The following is a 15,253-nucleotide window of genomic DNA, read 5'->3' on the forward strand; positions in this document are numbered from 1 at the left end:
ATGACCACGTGCTTCGGCATGGACGAAGGCCTGGGCTGGCACAAGAGGCGCAGCGACCGCGATTTTTTGGGAGTGGCCTGTTTCTGAAGGAGTGGTGCATGAACAACAGCAATCAGACCGGGACGACACTCGAACGACTGCGCCGCGACTGGGCGGTGATGACGTTTTACGAACGCTTCGAGCAGGCCGTCGCCATCATCCTTTCAGCGGTGATCGCGGTGATTATCCTGGTGTCCCTGGCGCAGCTGATTCAGATTGTCTTCAGCCTGCTGATCATCGATGCATTCAATCCGCTCGACCACAAGATCTTCCAGACTGTGTTCGGCATGATCATGACGCTTCTGATCGCGATGGAATTCAAGCACTCCATCGTGCGCGTGGCCCTGCGCCGTGACAGCATCATTCAGGTCAAGACCGTCATCCTGATCGGGTTGATTGCCCTGTCCCGCAAGTTCGTGATTCTCGATCCCGATGTCGGCCCGGCCAAAGTCGCCGCATTGGCCGGCGCCACTCTGGCCCTGGGGCTGACCTATTGGCTGTTGCGTGAGCGCGATGACCGCATTGTCTAGGACGTCACGCCTGCCAGCGGGTGGCCCAGGCCACAAACGTCGAGTCTGGCTACGGCATCGCTTGAGCGACCGCCGACAGGCAGTGCTGCCGGTTTGCACTTTGATCGGTATCACTCGCCGGCGGCCTTTTACTCGGCGAAAGGGGGCTGTGGATCGCCCCGGGAGCAAGCCTACTTGCCTTGTTATTCGAACCGGCGGCAGCTGCAGCGCCGACGCTGAAGTTGTATGGCGCACGTGCCATCCGGTCGGGTGAAGCACCCGAAATCGAGGGTGTACGAACGTTTACCTGTAACCGCTCCTGATACGGACTGAGGATCAAGGCTATGGCCGCTGAAGGCAACGCAGGGCAATTATTGGGTGTCGTTACGTTGCTTGCCGCCGCCGTGGTGGCAGTGCCGCTGCTCAAACGCATCGGGTTCGGCTCGGTGCTGGGTTACCTGGCGGCGGGGATGATGATTGGTCCCTTCGGACTGCAACTGATCCATGACCCCCACACCATCATTCGGGTGGGCGAGCTGGGTGTGGTGATGTTTCTCTTTGTGATCGGACTGGAGCTGAAACCCTCGCATCTATGGGAGCTGCGCGGGCAGATCTTTGGCCTGGGCAGCCTGCAGGTGGTGGTCTGTGCTGTTCTGCTCACCTTCGTCGGTATGGCCTTTGGTTTCCCCTGGCAGGTGTCGTTTGTGTGCGCGGCCGGTTTTGTACTCACATCCACGGCCTTGGTTATGCAGGTCCTCTCGGAGCGCGGTGACATAACCGAGCCGAGGGGGCAGCGCATCGTGTCCATTTTGCTGTTTGAAGACCTGTTGATCGTGCCGTTACTGGCGGTGGTGGCTTTTCTCGCGCCCACTGAAGTGGTGCATGAACCCACCTCACCGCTTTGGCAGCGCATAGGTATCGCCGCCTTGTCCTTGGGCGCACTGGTGGCCATCGGATTGTGGCTGCTCAATCCGCTGTTTCGGGTATTGGCTCAAGCCCGGGCGCGCGAGGTGATGACCGCCGCTGCGTTGCTGGTGGTGCTGGGTGCGGCGCTGCTGATGGAAATCGGCGGGTTTTCAATGGCGATGGGGGCGTTCGTTGCCGGCGTGCTGCTGTCGGAATCCACATTTCGCCACCAGCTGGAGGCCGACATAGAGCCGTTTCGCGGTCTGCTGCTGGGGCTGTTTTTTCTTGGCGTCGGCATGGCGTTGGATCTGCAAGTGGTGGCCACGAACTGGATGCTCATCACCTCTGGTCTGCTGGCGCTGATGCTGGTCAAGGCGCTGTGTATTTATGCGGTCGCGCGCCTCGCGAAGAGCTCCCATGGCGACGCGCTGGATCGCGCCGTGCTTATGGCGCAGGGGGGCGAATTTGCTTTTGTGCTGTTTGCCGAGGCGCTCAAGCTCAGGGTCATCAGTCCCGAGGTCAACGCCAATATGACGGCTATCGTGGTGCTCTCCATGGGCGTTACGCCGGTGGCCTTACTGCTGTACAGGCGGTTTGCGCGCGCACAAAGCGTTTCCATGGACGGCGTGGAGCCCGCACAGAATCTGCAAGGCAATGTACTCATCATCGGCTTTGGCCGCGTGGGGCAGATTGCCTGCCAGGCACCGCTCGCTCAGGGAGCGAAACTTTCCATCATCGAGATAGATCCGGAGGTGATCCGCGCCGTGGAACCCTATGGTTTCAAGGCCTATTACGGTGATGGTGCCCGCCATGAAATATTGCACGCTGCCGGTGCTCATCACGCCCGCGCCATCATCGTTTGTGTGAACGACAAGAAAGCCGCGACACGCATAGTCGAAAGTACGCGGCATTACTGCCCGCAAGTGAAATTGCTGGTGCGTGCCTTTGACCGCGAACATGCGCTGGAGCTGGTCAAGCACGACGCGGACTACATAGTGCGGGAAACCTTTGAGTCGGCCCTGCTGCTCGGCCGTCAGGCCGTGCTGACGCTGGGGGCGTCTGAGCACGAAGCCGACGCGGTGACCGAGGAAGTGCGCATGCGCGATGCCGAGCGTTTTGCCCTGGAAACAACGGGTGGTCTGTTTGCCGGGCGAGCGTTGGTACTGGGAAATATCGAGCGTATCGAACCGCCGAACCAAGAAGCGCGGGACGCCCAGTGAGTATTCATTCGGGATCGTATGGGACTGTCGCCGTCGACCGTCTCGCTCTGTATCGCTGCCTTGCAGCAGGGGTAACTGGTGACCTCGCAACGCATCGCCCCCGGACTATCACAAACGCCCTGCGCGGAGCTCCAGGTGGCCTTGATAACGCTGATTTGATATCCGCTCGCAAGGATTTCTCAGCTCCTCAACATCTTTTGAAATAGGTAGGAGGGCGCATGTTCACTCCGAATTCCATTCCCTATCAGCAACAACCTGGCTTTCAGCGCACTTACCGCCAAGGCCGCCTGACCCTGGGTCTTTTCTTCCCTCTCGAAGCCTTTGCCGGTGATACGCCGAGCATGCTCGACCAGGCGAGCCTGGCCCAACGTGCCGACAAGCTGGGTTTCTCTGCTCTCTGGTTTCGCGACGTGCCGTTACGTGACCCCAGTTTTGGCGATTCGGGTCAGGTCTTCGATCTTTGGGTCTACCTGGGTTTTATGGCGGCACATACACACTCGATTGCCCTGGGTACCGCCTCGATCATTCTGCCAATCCGCAATCCCCTGCATACCGCCAAGGCCGCAACCAGTGTCGATCAGCTCAGCGGTGGCCGCCTGTTACTCGGTGTGGCTTCCGGTGACCGGCCGGTGGAGTTTCCCGCATTCGGTGTCGACCCGGAGCAACGCGACAGCCTGTTCCGCGAATACCTCGCAGTATTTCGCGAGGTTCAGCGCAGCAGTTTCGTGCCTTTGACCTGGTCCGGCGGGACGCTTGAGGGCGCGGATCTGATTCCCAAGCCGACCACGGCGGAAATTCCGTTCTTTGTCACCGGCCATAGCCGCCAGACCCTGGAATGGATCGCCCGCTACAGTCATGGCTGGATCAGTTATCCGCGCGCCCCGAAGACGCAGGCGCTGATTGTCGAGGACTGGCGCGCTGCGGTTCGTGCCGAATGCGGTGAGCTGTTCAAACCCTTCACCCAGTCGCTATACATCGACCTGACGGATAGCCCGCAGACACCACCTCGCCCGATCCACCTGGGCTATCAACTAGGGCGATATCACCTGATCTCGTTGCTGGAAAGCTTGCAGGAAATCGGGGTTAACCACGTGATCGTCAATCTGAAATACGGCCAGCGCCCCGCGGGCGAGGTTATCGAGGAGCTCGGTCAGTTCGTGCTAGCCAACTTCGTCCTGTCGACATGAGGCAGCAGGGTGCTGGACAGCTACGACCCACGCTCACTGCTTCGTACGTGAGACGGGCCACCTAGCCGCCACGCCGGCGCTGGGCTTGAACGAGCCGAGCAGCGCAAGCTCGACGACCACCCAAGGCAGCCCCGGCTCTCATCGCGCTGCTGCGCGTGCCGCAGAAGGAAGTTTGCAGGCCCATCGTCTCTCCGATGCATGCATTGCGTGGGTCGAGATCAGGTGCGGTGATTGAGGCGCTTGGCCAGGCGATCGCCGCTGAACTGGATCAGGCTGACCAGAACCACCAGGGCGACGATCACCGTGAGCATCACCTGGCTGTCGAAGCGCTGGTAACCGTAGCGGTAGGCCAGGTCGCCAAGACCGCCGGCACCGATGGCGCCGGCCATGGCCGAGGAATTGATCATGGTCACCAGGGTGATGGTGAAGCCGCCGACGATGCCCGGCAGGGCCTCGGGCAGCAGCACGTGCCAGACGATGTGCCAGCGCCGGCAGCCCATGGCCTGCGCCGCTTCGATCAGGCCATGATCGACTTCGCGCAGGCTGACCTCGGCGATACGGGCGAAGAACGGCGTGGCGGCGATGGTCAGCGGCACCACGGCCGCCCAGACGCCGTAGGTGGTGCCGACGATCAAACGGGTGAAGGGAATCAGCGCCACCATCAGGATCAGAAAGGGAATCGAGCGGAACAGGTTGACGATGGCGCCCAGCACCTGGTTCAGCCGCGGCGCCTCGAAGATGCCGCCCTTGCTGCTGGTGACCAGGAACACCGCCAGCGGAATGCCGGCCAGCAGCGCCAGCAGCGACGACACGCCGACCATCAGCAGGGTATCGAGCAGGCCTTGCCAGAGGCGATCAAGCAGTAGTGACATAACCCAGTACCTCCAGGTGATCGGCCAGTGGCCGTAGGTTGTCGAGCAGGGTGGGGTGGTCGAACGGCGACTGGCCGACGGCGAGGATCAGATGCCCCACTGCGTGGCCCTGGATCTGTTCCAGGCTGGCGTCGAGCAGCGTGACGCGGCCGCCCAGTGCCGCACCGATGGCCGGCAGGTCAGGCTCCAGGCCGCTGCCGATGAAGTGCAGGCGCAGGATCAGATCGTCCTCAGGACTTTCGCGCTCGCTGTGCAGACGCTCTTGCAGACGCGCCGGCAGGGCATGCTGCAGCGGCGCGAGGAGAGTGCGCGTCACCTCGTGGCGGGGGGAACCGAATACCCGCCACACCGGCCCCTGCTCGACCACTTCGCCATGCTCCAGCACCACCACGCGGTCGCAGATCTCGCGGATCACCGCCATCTCGTGGGTGATCAGCACCACGGTAAGGTTCAGGCGCTGGTTGATCTCGCGCAGCAGGCCGAGGATCGACTGGGTGGTCTCCGGGTCCAGCGCGCTGGTGGCCTCGTCGCACAGCAATATCTGCGGATCGTGCACCAGGGCGCGGGCGATGCCCACGCGCTGTTTCTGCCCGCCGGAAAGCTGCGCCGGATAGGCCGCGTGCTTGTTTTCCAGACCCACCAGTTCGAGCAGTTCGCGCACCTTGCGCTGGCGCGCCTCGCGCGGCACGCCGGCCACCTTCAGCGGCAACTCGACGTTCTGCCACACGCTCTTGGCCGACATCAGGTTGAAGTGCTGGAAGATCATGCCGATGCGCCGGCGCAGGGCGACCAACTGCTCCTCGTCGTACAGGGCGATGTCGATGCCGTCGATCAGCACCCGGCCGCTGCTGGGCTGCTCCAGGCGATTGATGGTACGCAGCAGCGAGGACTTGCCTGCGCCGCTGCGGCCGATGATGCCGAACACTTCGCCACGGGCGATTGCCAGGTCGATGTCGCGCAGCGCCTGCACCGGACCGTGGGCGCCCTCGTAGGTCTTGCCCAGGGTGTCGAAGCGCAGGTGCGCGTCGAGGTGCTGGCTGGCCTGTGCAGCCTGCTGCAGATGAGGATCGAAGCCGCTCATCTCAGCTCTCCCAACCCGGCTGGTAGAGCTTGCCGTGAGCCTTGTCCAGGGCGGCGCGCACGGCCGGCGAGTGCTGGTAGATGTCGATGAACTTGAGCAGGCGGGCGTCCTTGGCCTTGGCCGGCTGAGTGACGAACTGGATGATGTACTCGGGGTTGTCCAGTCCGTCGAACAACAGCGCGGAGGCCGGATCGAAGGTGTTGGCCAGGCGGATGTAGGCTGGATAGCCCTGGACCACATCGACTTCCTCATAGGCGCGTACCAGTTGCACGGCCTCCAGTTCGATGATGCGGATGTTCTTCGGGTTGGCGGTGATGTCCTCGAGGGTGGCCTTGTAACCGACGTCCGGTTTCAGCTCGATCAGCCCGGCCTTGCGCAGCAGTTGCAGGCCGCGTCCGCCATTGATCGGGTCGTTGGCGATGGCCACCTTGGCGCCCTCGGGCAGGCTGGCGAAGTCTTTGTACTGCTTCGAGTACAGGCCGACGTTGTTGAGCACGCCGCGCGCCACCGGCACCAGGTCATAGCCGCCTTCCTTCCTGGCGTTATCAAGGAAGGGGATGTGCTGGAAGTAATTCACATCGATATCGCCGTTGGCCAGGCTGACGTTGGGCGCGATCCAGTCGGTGAACTCGACCAGCTCCACCTCCAGGCCCTGTTTCTTCGCCTCGGCCACGGCCACTTCCAGCGGCGGGGCGAAGGCGGCGGTGGTGCCGAGTTTCAGGGCCGGTTCGGCCAGCGCCAGGCTGCTGGCGGCAAGCAGAGTGCCGAGGGTCAGGGTTTTCAGGGTCTTGAGCATGATGGCGTCCTTGTGGTGTCGGTGTAGGTGCCGGCTTGCCGGCGATCCCAGGTTTCAGCGGTGTGATTGATCGCCAGCAAGCTGGCTCCTACGGGGGCTGTGAAAGGTTTCGATGTGTTGGCGAAACGCCGCACCGGGGTGATCGGCCGGCAGGCGCGGGCCCTGGCCGAACAGCTTGTGGCGCAGGGCGCCGTCTGCGTAGGCGGTCTTGTAGCGGCCGCGGCGTTGCAGCTCGGGCACGACCAGGTCGATGAAATCGGTGTAGCTTTCCGGGGTGACGATGCGCGTCAGGTTGAAGCCGTCCAGGCCGGTGGCGTCGATCCAGGCGATCAGTTGTTCGGCCACTTGCTCGGGTGAGCCGACCACCAGCGGGTAGCGACCGCCAAGGGCGTGCTGCTCGAGCAGACGCCGCTTGGTCCAGCCGCTGAAAGTCTTGACCACCGACTCGATGGCGTTGGTCTTGCGCGGCTGGATCGGCTCGTCCAGGCCGAAGGCGTCCAGGTCGATGCCGGTGGAGCTGGAGAAATGCGCGATACCGGCTTCCGGGCTGGCATGGCGCAGATACTCGGCGTGCTTGTCGCGGGCCTCGGCCTCGCTCGGCGCGACGATCACGGCGATGCCCATGAACACCTTGATCGCCTCGGCCGTGCGGCCGGCCGCCACGGCGCTGGCGCGTACCTTGTCGACCTGAGTGCGCACCGCCGCGTGGTCGTTGCCACCGATGAACACGCACTCGGCATGCTCGCCGGCAAAACGCAGGCCGCGTGGCGACGAGCCGGCCTGGAACAACAGCGGCGTGCGCTGCGGCGACGGCTGGCTGAGGTGATAGCCCTCGACCTGATAGAACTCGCCCTGGTGACGCACCTTGTGCACCTTGCCCGGCTGGGCGTAGACGCGCTGCTCGCGGTCGGCCAGCACGGCATCGTCCTGCCAGCTGCCTTCGAGCAGTTTGTAGAGCACCTGCAGGTACTCGTCGGCCTGGTCATAGCGGCGGTCATGCTCGACCTGCTGCGGGCGGCCCATGGCCTTGGCCGCGCTGTCCAGATAGCCGGTGACGATATTCCAGCCCACGCGCCCTTGAGTGAGGTGATCAAGGGTCGAAAGGCGCCGGGCGAAGGTGTAGGGCGCCTCGTAGCTGAGGTTGGCGGTCACGCCGAAACCCAGATGGCGGGTCACGCCGGCCATGGCCGAAACCAGCAGCAACGGGTCGTTGACCGGCAACTGGATGGCCTCCTGCAGCGGCAGGTCGATGCCGTTCTGGTAGACGTCGTAGACGCCGAGGATATCGGCGATGAACAGCCCGTCGAACAGCCCGCGCTCGAGCAACTGCGCCAGTTCCGTCCAGTAGCTCAACTGGTTGAAATCCGTCGAGCGGTCGCGCGGGTGCGTCCACAGCCCGTGATGGATATGTCCGATGCAGTTCATGTTGAAGGCGTTGAGGAGGATTTCCCTGGCCATCAGATGGTCCCCCGGCGTGGCGGCAGGCGCTCGTTGAGCGCGTAGTCGCCGATGGCGTGGTACTTCCAGCGCACCGGGTCGTGCAGCGTGTGGGTGCGTGCGTTGCGCCAGTGCCGGTCGAGGCCGTATTCGGCCAGGGTGGCGCGGCTGCCGGACAGCTCCAGCAGCTTGCTGGCAATCAGCAGCGAGACCTCGGTGCTGATGGCGCGGGCTTCGGCCACGGCGATCGAGGCGGCGGCCACGCTCTGTTCGTCCGGCGCGGCCTGGGCACGGTCGACGAACTCGCCAGCGCGCTCCAACAGGGCTTCGGCTGCATGCAGGCGGATCACCAGACGGCCGATTTCCTGCTGGGTCAGCGGGTCATCGCTGGCCTTGTCGATGCCGGCGTCGATCCAGGGGCGCGACTTGTGGCGGACGAACTGCAACAGATCTTCGTAGGCGGCGCGGGCGATGCCGGTGTCGATGGTCGCATGCAGCAGCTGGGCGAAGGGGCCGACGGTGGTCGGGCGGTCGAAGGCGCTCTGGAACGGCACCACGTCCTCGGCGGCCACCGGCACGTTGTCCAGCAGCACCGAGCCGCTGCCGGTGGTGCGCTGGCCGAAGCCGCTCCAGTCGTCGATCACCTGCAGGCCGGGCGCCTGGCGCGGGATGAAGGCCAGTTGGCCATTGCCGTGCTCGTCCACCGCCAGGGTGGGAATGCGCTGCGCATACAGCGCGCCGGTGGCGTAGAACTTGCGCCCGTTGACGCGGTAGTGCTCGCCATCGCGGCTCAGCCGGGTGTTGCGATCCAGCGCGGTTTTGGTGCCGAGTTCGGCCAGGGCGTTGCCGAAGCGCTTACCGGCCAGAACTTCGCCGTAGAGGCGACGTTGCTGCGCTTCGCTGCCGTTGATGCGCAGCACTTCCAGGGCATAGAAGTGGTTCTGCGGAATCTGCCCGAGCGAGGCATCGGCCTGGGCAATGCGGGCGATGACCTTGGCCAGGGTGACGCTGGAAACGCCCGCGCCGCCAAAGGCCTTGGGCACGCTGATGGCCCAGAGGCCGGAGTGGCTGAACAGTTCCAGTTCAGCGTGCGGCACGCGCCGTTCGCGGTCGCGTTCGGCACTGCCGGGGGCCAGCACCTCGGCCAGGGACTGGGCTACATCGAGGGCTTCGGCGTCGCTGCGAATCAGCGCCACCGTGGAAGTCAAAGGTGCGTTCATGGCTCAGATCCAGGAATGGCGGGCGGGGTGACGTTGGTTGAGGTGCCAGGCGCCGACGGCGTGGTACTTCCAGCGCACCGGGTCGTGCAGGGTGTGGGTGCGCGCGTTGCGCCAGTGGCGGTCGAGGCCGAACTCGGCCAGGGTGGCGCGGCTGCCGGCCAGTTCCAGCAGCTTCTCGCTGGCGGTCAGGGAGATTTCGGTGGTCAGCGCCTTGGCTTCGGCCACCGCGATGGAGGCGCGGGCGGCAGCATCGGCATCGATGGCGCTTGCTGCGACCTCATCGAGCACGCGAGCGGCCTTGTGTAGCAGCGCTTCGGCAGCGTGCAGTTCGATCTGCAGGCGGCCGACATCGGCGATCACGTAGGGATCATCGCCGGCACGCTCGACCTTGGCATCGATCCAGGGGCGAGCCTTGTGCCGCACGAAATTCAGGGTGTCGCGCAGTGCGCCGTCGGCGATGCCCAGATCGATGGCGGCCTGGATCAACTGGGAGAAGGCGCCCTGGATGCTCGGCTTGTCGGCCAGCGGCCAGAGCGGGATCAGGTTGTTCTCGTCCACCTCCACGTCATTCAGCAACACGGTGCCGCTGGCGGTGGTGCGCTGGCCGAAGCCGGACCAGTCGTTGACGATACGCAGCCCGGCACGCCCGCGCTGGATAAAGGCCAGCCACGGTCGGCCCTGATCGTCCAGCGCCTTGCTGGCGATCCAGTGGGCGAAGAGGGCACCGGTGGAATAGAACTTCTCGCCGCTGAACAGCCAGCGGCCGCCGCGCTGCACCAGGCGTGCCTGGATGTCCAGGGTGTGCTTGCTGCCCCGTTCGGGGCCGCCGTTGCCGATGCGCCAGCCGGCCAGCACGCTGGCGAACAGGCGCTGCTGTTGTTCCTGGCTGGCGGCCGCCTGCAGGACGCCGAGCAGGCCGAACTGGTTCTGCGGTATCTGCCCCAGGGCCGGGTCGACCGCGGAGATGATGCGAAACACCTCGGCGATGGTCACATGGGACAGCTGCGGGCCACCGAAGGCGCGCGGCACGGCGATGCTGCCGAGGCCGCTGGCGGTGAAGCGTTCCACCAGTTCCCAGGGCAGGCGGCGCTCGCGGTCGCGCTGGATGACTTCCAGCTGCGCCGCTTCTGCCAGGGCATGTGCAGCCTGCAGGGCTTCGGCGTCAGTGCTGAGAATGGCGGCGGGGAACAGCGAAGGGGCGACGTCCTGGTCGCTGTCCTCAAGGGTAATCGGACTGGTCATGCAAACCTCATCTTGTGGATGTGCCGCAGCGGCACCGAGATGAGGGCGCAACGGAGCGGCGGGAAAATCGAGGCTCCGGTGGTCCGGTTTTTATACCCTAGAAGATTTAAAAATATCTGTTAAATATGCTTTAGGAATATGCATGTGCCTGGAAGTTGGATCGACCCTTTCCAGGCACGCTGCAAGCCGGTCCGTCCCGGTCTTATCGCTGCTTGCAATCCGGCCTGCGCCTGTTGCGACGATTACCGCGACTCGTTGCGCAAGTGCAGCAGGCCCCAGCCGAGCAACAGGACCACCGCCGTTGCGGTCATCAGCCTGGGCATCTGACTGTCGCCGGCCGGTTCGCGCCAGCCGCCGTCGATGCGTCTTTCCCCAGACGGCGGATGGAAGAGGTTGCCGCTGGAAGGTCGGGCGCGCTGTCCCCGCTTCAGGGCTCGTCCGACGATCAGGCCGGAAAGCTGGGTGAAGCCAGGCACCAGGAAATGGGCGAGCCGCAGCAGGGTGGCCGTGCTGCCCACCGTTTTGCTGGCTCTGGGCTTGAGCACGACTTCGATCATGGCTTCGGCGACCAGGCGCGGATCGTAGCGCGGCGGTGGCGGGGTCAGTGCCCGGCCGGTGAAGTTGCCGCCATCGCGAAAGCCGGGGGTATCCATCACGGCTGGGTAGAGATCGCAGACGTGAATGTTCGGCCAGGGCGTGAGTTCGCCACGCAGCGCTTCCGTCAATCCGCGCAGGCCGTACTTGGCCGCGGAATAGGCCGCGGCGTAGGGTTGGGCGACCCAGCTGCCGAGCGACAGGGTGTTGATCAATACGCCCGATTTCTGCGCTTTGAAATACGGCAGCACGACGTAGGCGCCGCGCAGGTAACCGAGCAGGTCGGTCTGCACGACCTGTTCGTGAGCAGCCAGCGGCGTGTCCTCGAAGCGGCCAACGGCGCCGACGCCGGCGTTGTTCACCCAGACATCGATACGCCCGGCGCCGAAGTCTGCCGCCTGCTTGGCCAGGTGCTCCATGGCCTGGTTGCGAGTGACGTCCGTGGGCACTGCCAGCGCCTGCGCGCCAAGCTGCTCGCACTCCCTGACCACGGCGGCAAGCGCTTGGGCATCGCGAGCGGCGAGCACCAGGCGTGCCCCGTGGCGGGCGAATTCATGGGCGGCGCAACGGCCAATGCCGCTCGATGCACCGGTGATCACCACGAGCGAGTCGTTCAGTTGAGCTGTAGCCATCGGGCCCTCCGCAATCGTTGGTAAAGCGCTGCCTGCCGCCATGGCTTGCGCTCTATCGGCACGGCTCGCGTTGCGTAGCCCGGCGGCTGATATTCAGGTATGACGAAAATAAAAAGGAGGCCCTGAGCGGGCCTCCCTGAGGCTGCCTATTGACGGCCGCCACCGTGGCTGTTTTGGCCACCCTTGCGTCCCGCCTCGGAGGCTTTTTCCCGGTCATTGGCGAAGTTGCCGCCGCTGGCCTTGCCGCCTTTCTTGCCGGCCTCGGAGGCCTTCTCACGATCATTTGCAAAGTTGCCTGGGTTGTTGCTGTTGCTATTGGTCATCTGGAATCTCCCGATGCGCAGAGGCGAGATTGCCCCTGTTACTCAATGGAGAAACAAGCCGCGCTGGGCGTTCACACTATTTCTCTGCCGCCGATTGCTGCGGCTGACGAACGGCTGGGCGGACCCTTGGCAAGCGTATCGGAGCCCGGGCTCACCGCGCCGGCTGGCTTCGCGCACGCCTGGAAAAGCGCCTGAACCCGAGCCGATCACGCCGAGTCCACTGCAGACATCGCCTCGCGTCAGCGCTCGTGCTACGCGAGAGCTACCGGTCAATTCTTCACTGGAGAACGATCATGCATAACGCTCGTTTCGAATCCTGCATCAAGGCCTGCCTGGACTGTGCGGTGGCCTGCGACCATTGTTTCGGCGCCTGCCTGGGCGAATCAGAGGTGCAGATGATGGCGCGCTGCATACGCCTGGACCGCGAATGCTCGGAAATCTGCCGGCTCGCCGCGTCGCTGATGTCCAGCGGCAGTGACTCGGCAGGCGCGCTCTGCAAGGTCTGCGCGTACATCTGCAGGCAGTGTGGGGAGGAGTGTGGCAAGCACGAGGCCGAGCATTGCCAGCAGTGTGCCAAGGCTTGCATGCACTGCGCCGAACAGTGCAGCCAGATGGCCGCCTGACGCCTCGCACATGAGCGCTGCGGCCGTCGGTCGCCGCGCTCCGTGGCAATCGCCGGGATCGCTGGTCAGCGACTCGTCAGGCGAGGGTGCCGCTCAGATCAGCAGCAAGGCCAGCAGGACCGCGCAGATGCCCAGCACCGCGACCACCCGGCTGGCGCTCAATGTCCAGGCGTGCTTTCGCGCGTTGCGGGTAAAGCGCCCACGTACCTCGTGCAGACCGTTCACGGGTTCGAACAGGTTTCCGGCTTCGGGCTCTGCCTGGGTATCGTCCACCATCTGCCCGGACCACGCGGCACGTGCCATGAGCCGATCGAGCAGGCCCGGAAACAGCAGGGTGCCGATGATCGCCTTGAAGGTGGGCGTGCCGACCCAGAGCTCTCTCGGCGGCGCGCTGGCGACGCTGAGAATCGCCCGTGCGGCGACCTCAGGGTCATGTATCGGAGGCACGGGCTGCACCCGCTTGCCCAGCTTGTTGCGGGCCCAGTCGAATTGCGGCGTGTTGATCGCTGGTAGCTGAACCATGCAGAGCTTGATGCTGCTGCCCTGGTGGATCAGTTCGCAGCGCAGCGAGTCGGTAAAGCCCCGTATCGCAAACTTCGCCCCGCAGTAGGCTGATTGCAGGGGAATCGCGCGGTAGGCGAGCGCCGAGCCGACCTGGATGATCACGCCGCGATTGCGTGGCCGCATCAGCGCGAGCGCCGCCAGCGTGCCATGCACCGTGCCCAGATAGGTCACCTCCGTGACTCGCCTGATTTCGTCCGGCATCAGCTGCTCCACCGCAGCGAACACCGTCACCATCGCCGAATTGATCCAGACATCGACGGGGCCGAGTTCGGCTTCGAAACGTTGCCCGGCCAGGGTGAGCGCCTGCGCATCGGCCACATCCACACTGACCGCCAGGGTGGGCACGCCATAGGCCTGCAGCTCCTCTTCGGTCAGCGCCAGGCCCTCGTCGCTACGGGCGAGCAGACCGATGGCATAACCGGCGGCGGCGAAAGCATGGGCAGTGGCGCGCCCCACGCCTGCGCTGGCGCCGCAGATCACCACGACGCGATGGTCGACTTTGTTCATTCGCTTAGCCTCGCAAATACTCGAGAAGTAGAGGCGTTCGGCGAGCCGGGGTTCAACCCCAAGTACCCGGGCAGTGGACCCGATGTCCAGGCGCGGCCACTGCGTGAGCCGAACGACGATGCAACTCATCGCTCCAGGCGGGCCTCCAAGGCTGAGACAGGGCACTCGGCCAGCCGGCCAGGTACGCCCGGGCTTTGCTGCGAAACATCCGCGGAGCAGGGCGGCGCCACGCTGCCGTGCCGCGTGCGCCGAAAAGGGAGGCATCCATGCAACAGCTCTACCTGGGGCTCATGGCCGCGACGGCCATCGTTCTGCTGCTGGGGCTGCTGTCGCGCCCGCTGAAGCGCTATGGCCTGGCAGCTCCCTTTCTTGCCCTGCTGGGTGGGGTACTGCTTGGTCCGCAAATGCTCGGCCTGTTGCAACCGGATGGTTGGGGCCGCACGCAGCTGCTGCTGGAGAAGGCGGCCCAATTGAGTTTGGCGATAGGTCTGATGAGCGTGGCGCTGCGCCTGCCGGCCGGCTACATACCGCAGCACTGGCGCTCGCTGGCGGTGCTGGTGGGCCTGGCTCTGCCGTTGATGTGCCTAAGCGCAGCGCTGCCGCTGTACTGGCTGTTCGATCTTTCGCCGCTGCTGGCACTGCTGATCGGCGCCGTGGTCTGTCCCACCGACCCCATCGTGGCCACCTCGGTGGTGACGGGCGAGATCGCCGAGCGCGATCTGGATGAACCTCTTCGTCATCTGATCTCTGCCGAGTCGGGGCTGAACGACGGGCTGGCCTTGCCGCTGGTGATGCTGCCGCTGCTGTTGCTTGGCCTTTCGCCGCTCGAGGCTGGCCGGCAGTGGCTGGTGACGGTGGTGCTGTGGGAGATCGGCGGTGCCGTACTGTTCGGCCTGCTGCTCGGTTTGCTCGCCGGCCGGCTGCTGCGCCTGGCCGAACGCATGCGCTTCATCGAACAGCCCTCGTTCATGAGCTACACGGTGGCGTTGTCGCTGCTGGCACTGGCCGGAGCTGAGTTGCTGCATACCGACGGGGTTCTCGCGGTGTTCGTCGCCGGACTGGCCTTCGACCAGATGGTCGGCGGCAAGGAGCGCGCGGAGGAGGAGCGGGTGCAGGCGGCGATGGACCAGTTCTTCACCCTGCCGATCTTCATGCTGCTCGGCGTCGTGCTGCCCTGGGCCGAATGGCTGGCCCTGGGCTGGCCGGCCGTGGCGCTGGTGCTGGCCGTATTGCTGCTGCGCCGGCTGCCGGCCCTGTTGGTGCTGCGGCCGCTGCTACCGGCGCTGCAGCGGCGGCGCGACCTGCTGTTCGCCGGCTGGTTCGGCCCCATCGGCATCGCCGCGCTGCTGTACGCCTCGCTGGCCAGCGAACGCAGCGGCGAGCCGCTGGTCTGGCAACTCGGCAGCCTGCTGATCTGCGCCTCGGTGGTGGCTCACGGCCTGACCGCGACGCCCTTTACCCGCCTGTATGGATACTGCCGACGCGCCAGCCGCGAGTAGGG

At 64.8% G+C, this 15,253-nt stretch carries 14 protein-coding genes; 5 read left to right on the forward strand and 9 right to left on the reverse strand.

What is annotated here, in order from left to right; translation table 11 throughout:
* Window positions 1-98 precede the first annotated feature (98 nt).
* The 3 genes from L1F06_RS10945 to L1F06_RS10955 all read left to right on the forward strand — a co-directional run bounded on the left by L1F06_RS10945 (window position 99) and on the right by L1F06_RS10955 (window position 3,861).
* Entirely contained in the window at window positions 99-569 is a 471-nt protein-coding gene (locus L1F06_RS10945) for a phosphate-starvation-inducible PsiE family protein (protein WP_125853478.1), read from the forward strand.
* Window positions 570-892: 323 nt separating this feature from the next.
* Window positions 893-2,674, forward strand: a complete 1,782-nt coding sequence (locus L1F06_RS10950; protein ID WP_129482622.1) for a monovalent cation:proton antiporter-2 (CPA2) family protein — start codon at window positions 893-895, stop codon at window positions 2,672-2,674.
* A 218-nt stretch (window positions 2,675-2,892) separates the two neighbouring features.
* Complete coding sequence (locus tag L1F06_RS10955; RefSeq protein WP_129482623.1) at window positions 2,893-3,861, forward strand: LLM class oxidoreductase; 969 nt, start codon at window positions 2,893-2,895, stop codon at window positions 3,859-3,861.
* A 218-nt stretch (window positions 3,862-4,079) separates the two neighbouring features.
* Here L1F06_RS10955 and L1F06_RS10960 read toward each other — a convergent pair whose 3' ends face one another.
* The 8 genes from L1F06_RS10960 to L1F06_RS10995 form a co-directional block, all read right to left on the reverse strand.
* Window positions 4,080-4,733, reverse strand: a complete 654-nt coding sequence (locus tag L1F06_RS10960; protein ID WP_003244916.1) for a methionine ABC transporter permease — start codon at window positions 4,731-4,733, stop codon at window positions 4,080-4,082.
* A complete protein-coding gene (locus tag L1F06_RS10965) occupies window positions 4,717-5,814 on the reverse strand; it encodes a methionine ABC transporter ATP-binding protein (protein ID WP_129482624.1) in 1,098 nt (365 codons plus the stop codon). Before L1F06_RS10965 ends, L1F06_RS10960 begins: the two co-directional genes overlap by 17 nt.
* A gap of 1 nt (window position 5,815) precedes the next feature.
* Window positions 5,816-6,613 carry a MetQ/NlpA family ABC transporter substrate-binding protein gene (locus L1F06_RS10970; protein WP_435301318.1) on the reverse strand — a complete coding sequence of 266 codons (798 nt, stop codon included), beginning with the start codon at window positions 6,611-6,613 and terminating at the stop codon, window positions 5,816-5,818.
* A 51-nt stretch (window positions 6,614-6,664) separates the two neighbouring features.
* A complete protein-coding gene (locus L1F06_RS10975) occupies window positions 6,665-8,068 on the reverse strand; it encodes an LLM class flavin-dependent oxidoreductase (protein ID WP_129482626.1) in 1,404 nt (467 codons plus the stop codon).
* Complete coding sequence (locus L1F06_RS10980) at window positions 8,068-9,267, reverse strand: SfnB family sulfur acquisition oxidoreductase (RefSeq protein ID WP_129482627.1); 1,200 nt, start codon at window positions 9,265-9,267, stop codon at window positions 8,068-8,070. Before L1F06_RS10980 ends, L1F06_RS10975 begins: the two co-directional genes overlap by 1 nt.
* A 3-nt stretch (window positions 9,268-9,270) precedes the next feature.
* Window positions 9,271-10,509, reverse strand: a complete 1,239-nt coding sequence (locus tag L1F06_RS10985) for an SfnB family sulfur acquisition oxidoreductase (protein WP_129482628.1) — start codon at window positions 10,507-10,509, stop codon at window positions 9,271-9,273.
* A gap of 242 nt (window positions 10,510-10,751) precedes the next feature.
* Entirely contained in the window at window positions 10,752-11,735 is a 984-nt protein-coding gene (locus tag L1F06_RS10990; protein WP_096826524.1) for an SDR family oxidoreductase, read from the reverse strand.
* A 146-nt stretch (window positions 11,736-11,881) separates the two neighbouring features.
* Window positions 11,882-12,058, reverse strand: coding sequence for a con-10 family general stress protein (locus L1F06_RS10995; protein ID WP_003244929.1), 177 nt, complete (start codon window positions 12,056-12,058; stop codon window positions 11,882-11,884).
* A 293-nt stretch (window positions 12,059-12,351) separates the two neighbouring features.
* On the opposite strand from L1F06_RS10995, the gene L1F06_RS11000 reads away from it, so the two are divergent.
* Entirely contained in the window at window positions 12,352-12,681 is a 330-nt protein-coding gene (locus L1F06_RS11000; protein ID WP_129482629.1) for a four-helix bundle copper-binding protein, read from the forward strand.
* A gap of 93 nt (window positions 12,682-12,774) precedes the next feature.
* Here the strand turns inward: L1F06_RS11000 and L1F06_RS11005 are convergent, their stop codons facing one another.
* Window positions 12,775-13,752, reverse strand: coding sequence for an SDR family oxidoreductase (locus tag L1F06_RS11005; RefSeq protein ID WP_012018690.1), 978 nt, complete (start codon window positions 13,750-13,752; stop codon window positions 12,775-12,777).
* A gap of 266 nt (window positions 13,753-14,018) precedes the next feature.
* Between L1F06_RS11005 and L1F06_RS11010 the strand changes: the two genes are divergently transcribed.
* A complete protein-coding gene (locus L1F06_RS11010) occupies window positions 14,019-15,251 on the forward strand; it encodes a cation:proton antiporter domain-containing protein (RefSeq protein ID WP_003244934.1) in 1,233 nt (410 codons plus the stop codon).
* Window positions 15,252-15,253 lie beyond the last annotated feature (2 nt).

Source organism: Pseudomonas hydrolytica (genome assembly GCF_021495345.1).
Classification (GTDB): domain Bacteria; phylum Pseudomonadota; class Gammaproteobacteria; order Pseudomonadales; family Pseudomonadaceae; genus Aquipseudomonas; species Aquipseudomonas hydrolytica.

What these genes read in the sequence shown, in the direction of transcription:
- L1F06_RS10945 (WP_125853478.1), top strand. Translation starts at nt 99, where the DNA reads ATGAACAACAGCAATCAGACCGGGACGACACTCGAACGACTGCGCCGC.
- L1F06_RS10950 (WP_129482622.1), top strand. Translation starts at nt 893, where the DNA reads ATGGCCGCTGAAGGCAACGCAGGGCAATTATTGGGTGTCGTTACGTTG.
- L1F06_RS10955 (WP_129482623.1), top strand. Translation starts at nt 2,893, where the DNA reads ATGTTCACTCCGAATTCCATTCCCTATCAGCAACAACCTGGCTTTCAG.
- L1F06_RS10960 (WP_003244916.1), bottom strand. Translation starts at nt 4,733, where the DNA reads ATGTCACTACTGCTTGATCGCCTCTGGCAAGGCCTGCTCGATACCCTG.
- L1F06_RS10965 (WP_129482624.1), bottom strand. Translation starts at nt 5,814, where the DNA reads ATGAGCGGCTTCGATCCTCATCTGCAGCAGGCTGCACAGGCCAGCCAG.
- L1F06_RS10975 (WP_129482626.1), bottom strand. Translation starts at nt 8,068, where the DNA reads ATGGCCAGGGAAATCCTCCTCAACGCCTTCAACATGAACTGCATCGGA.
- L1F06_RS10980 (WP_129482627.1), bottom strand. Translation starts at nt 9,267, where the DNA reads ATGAACGCACCTTTGACTTCCACGGTGGCGCTGATTCGCAGCGACGCC.
- L1F06_RS10985 (WP_129482628.1), bottom strand. Translation starts at nt 10,509, where the DNA reads ATGACCAGTCCGATTACCCTTGAGGACAGCGACCAGGACGTCGCCCCT.
- L1F06_RS10990 (WP_096826524.1), bottom strand. Translation starts at nt 11,735, where the DNA reads ATGGCTACAGCTCAACTGAACGACTCGCTCGTGGTGATCACCGGTGCA.
- L1F06_RS10995 (WP_003244929.1), bottom strand. Translation starts at nt 12,058, where the DNA reads ATGACCAATAGCAACAGCAACAACCCAGGCAACTTTGCAAATGATCGT.
- L1F06_RS11000 (WP_129482629.1), top strand. Translation starts at nt 12,352, where the DNA reads ATGCATAACGCTCGTTTCGAATCCTGCATCAAGGCCTGCCTGGACTGT.
- L1F06_RS11005 (WP_012018690.1), bottom strand. Translation starts at nt 13,752, where the DNA reads ATGAACAAAGTCGACCATCGCGTCGTGGTGATCTGCGGCGCCAGCGCA.
- L1F06_RS11010 (WP_003244934.1), top strand. Translation starts at nt 14,019, where the DNA reads ATGCAACAGCTCTACCTGGGGCTCATGGCCGCGACGGCCATCGTTCTG.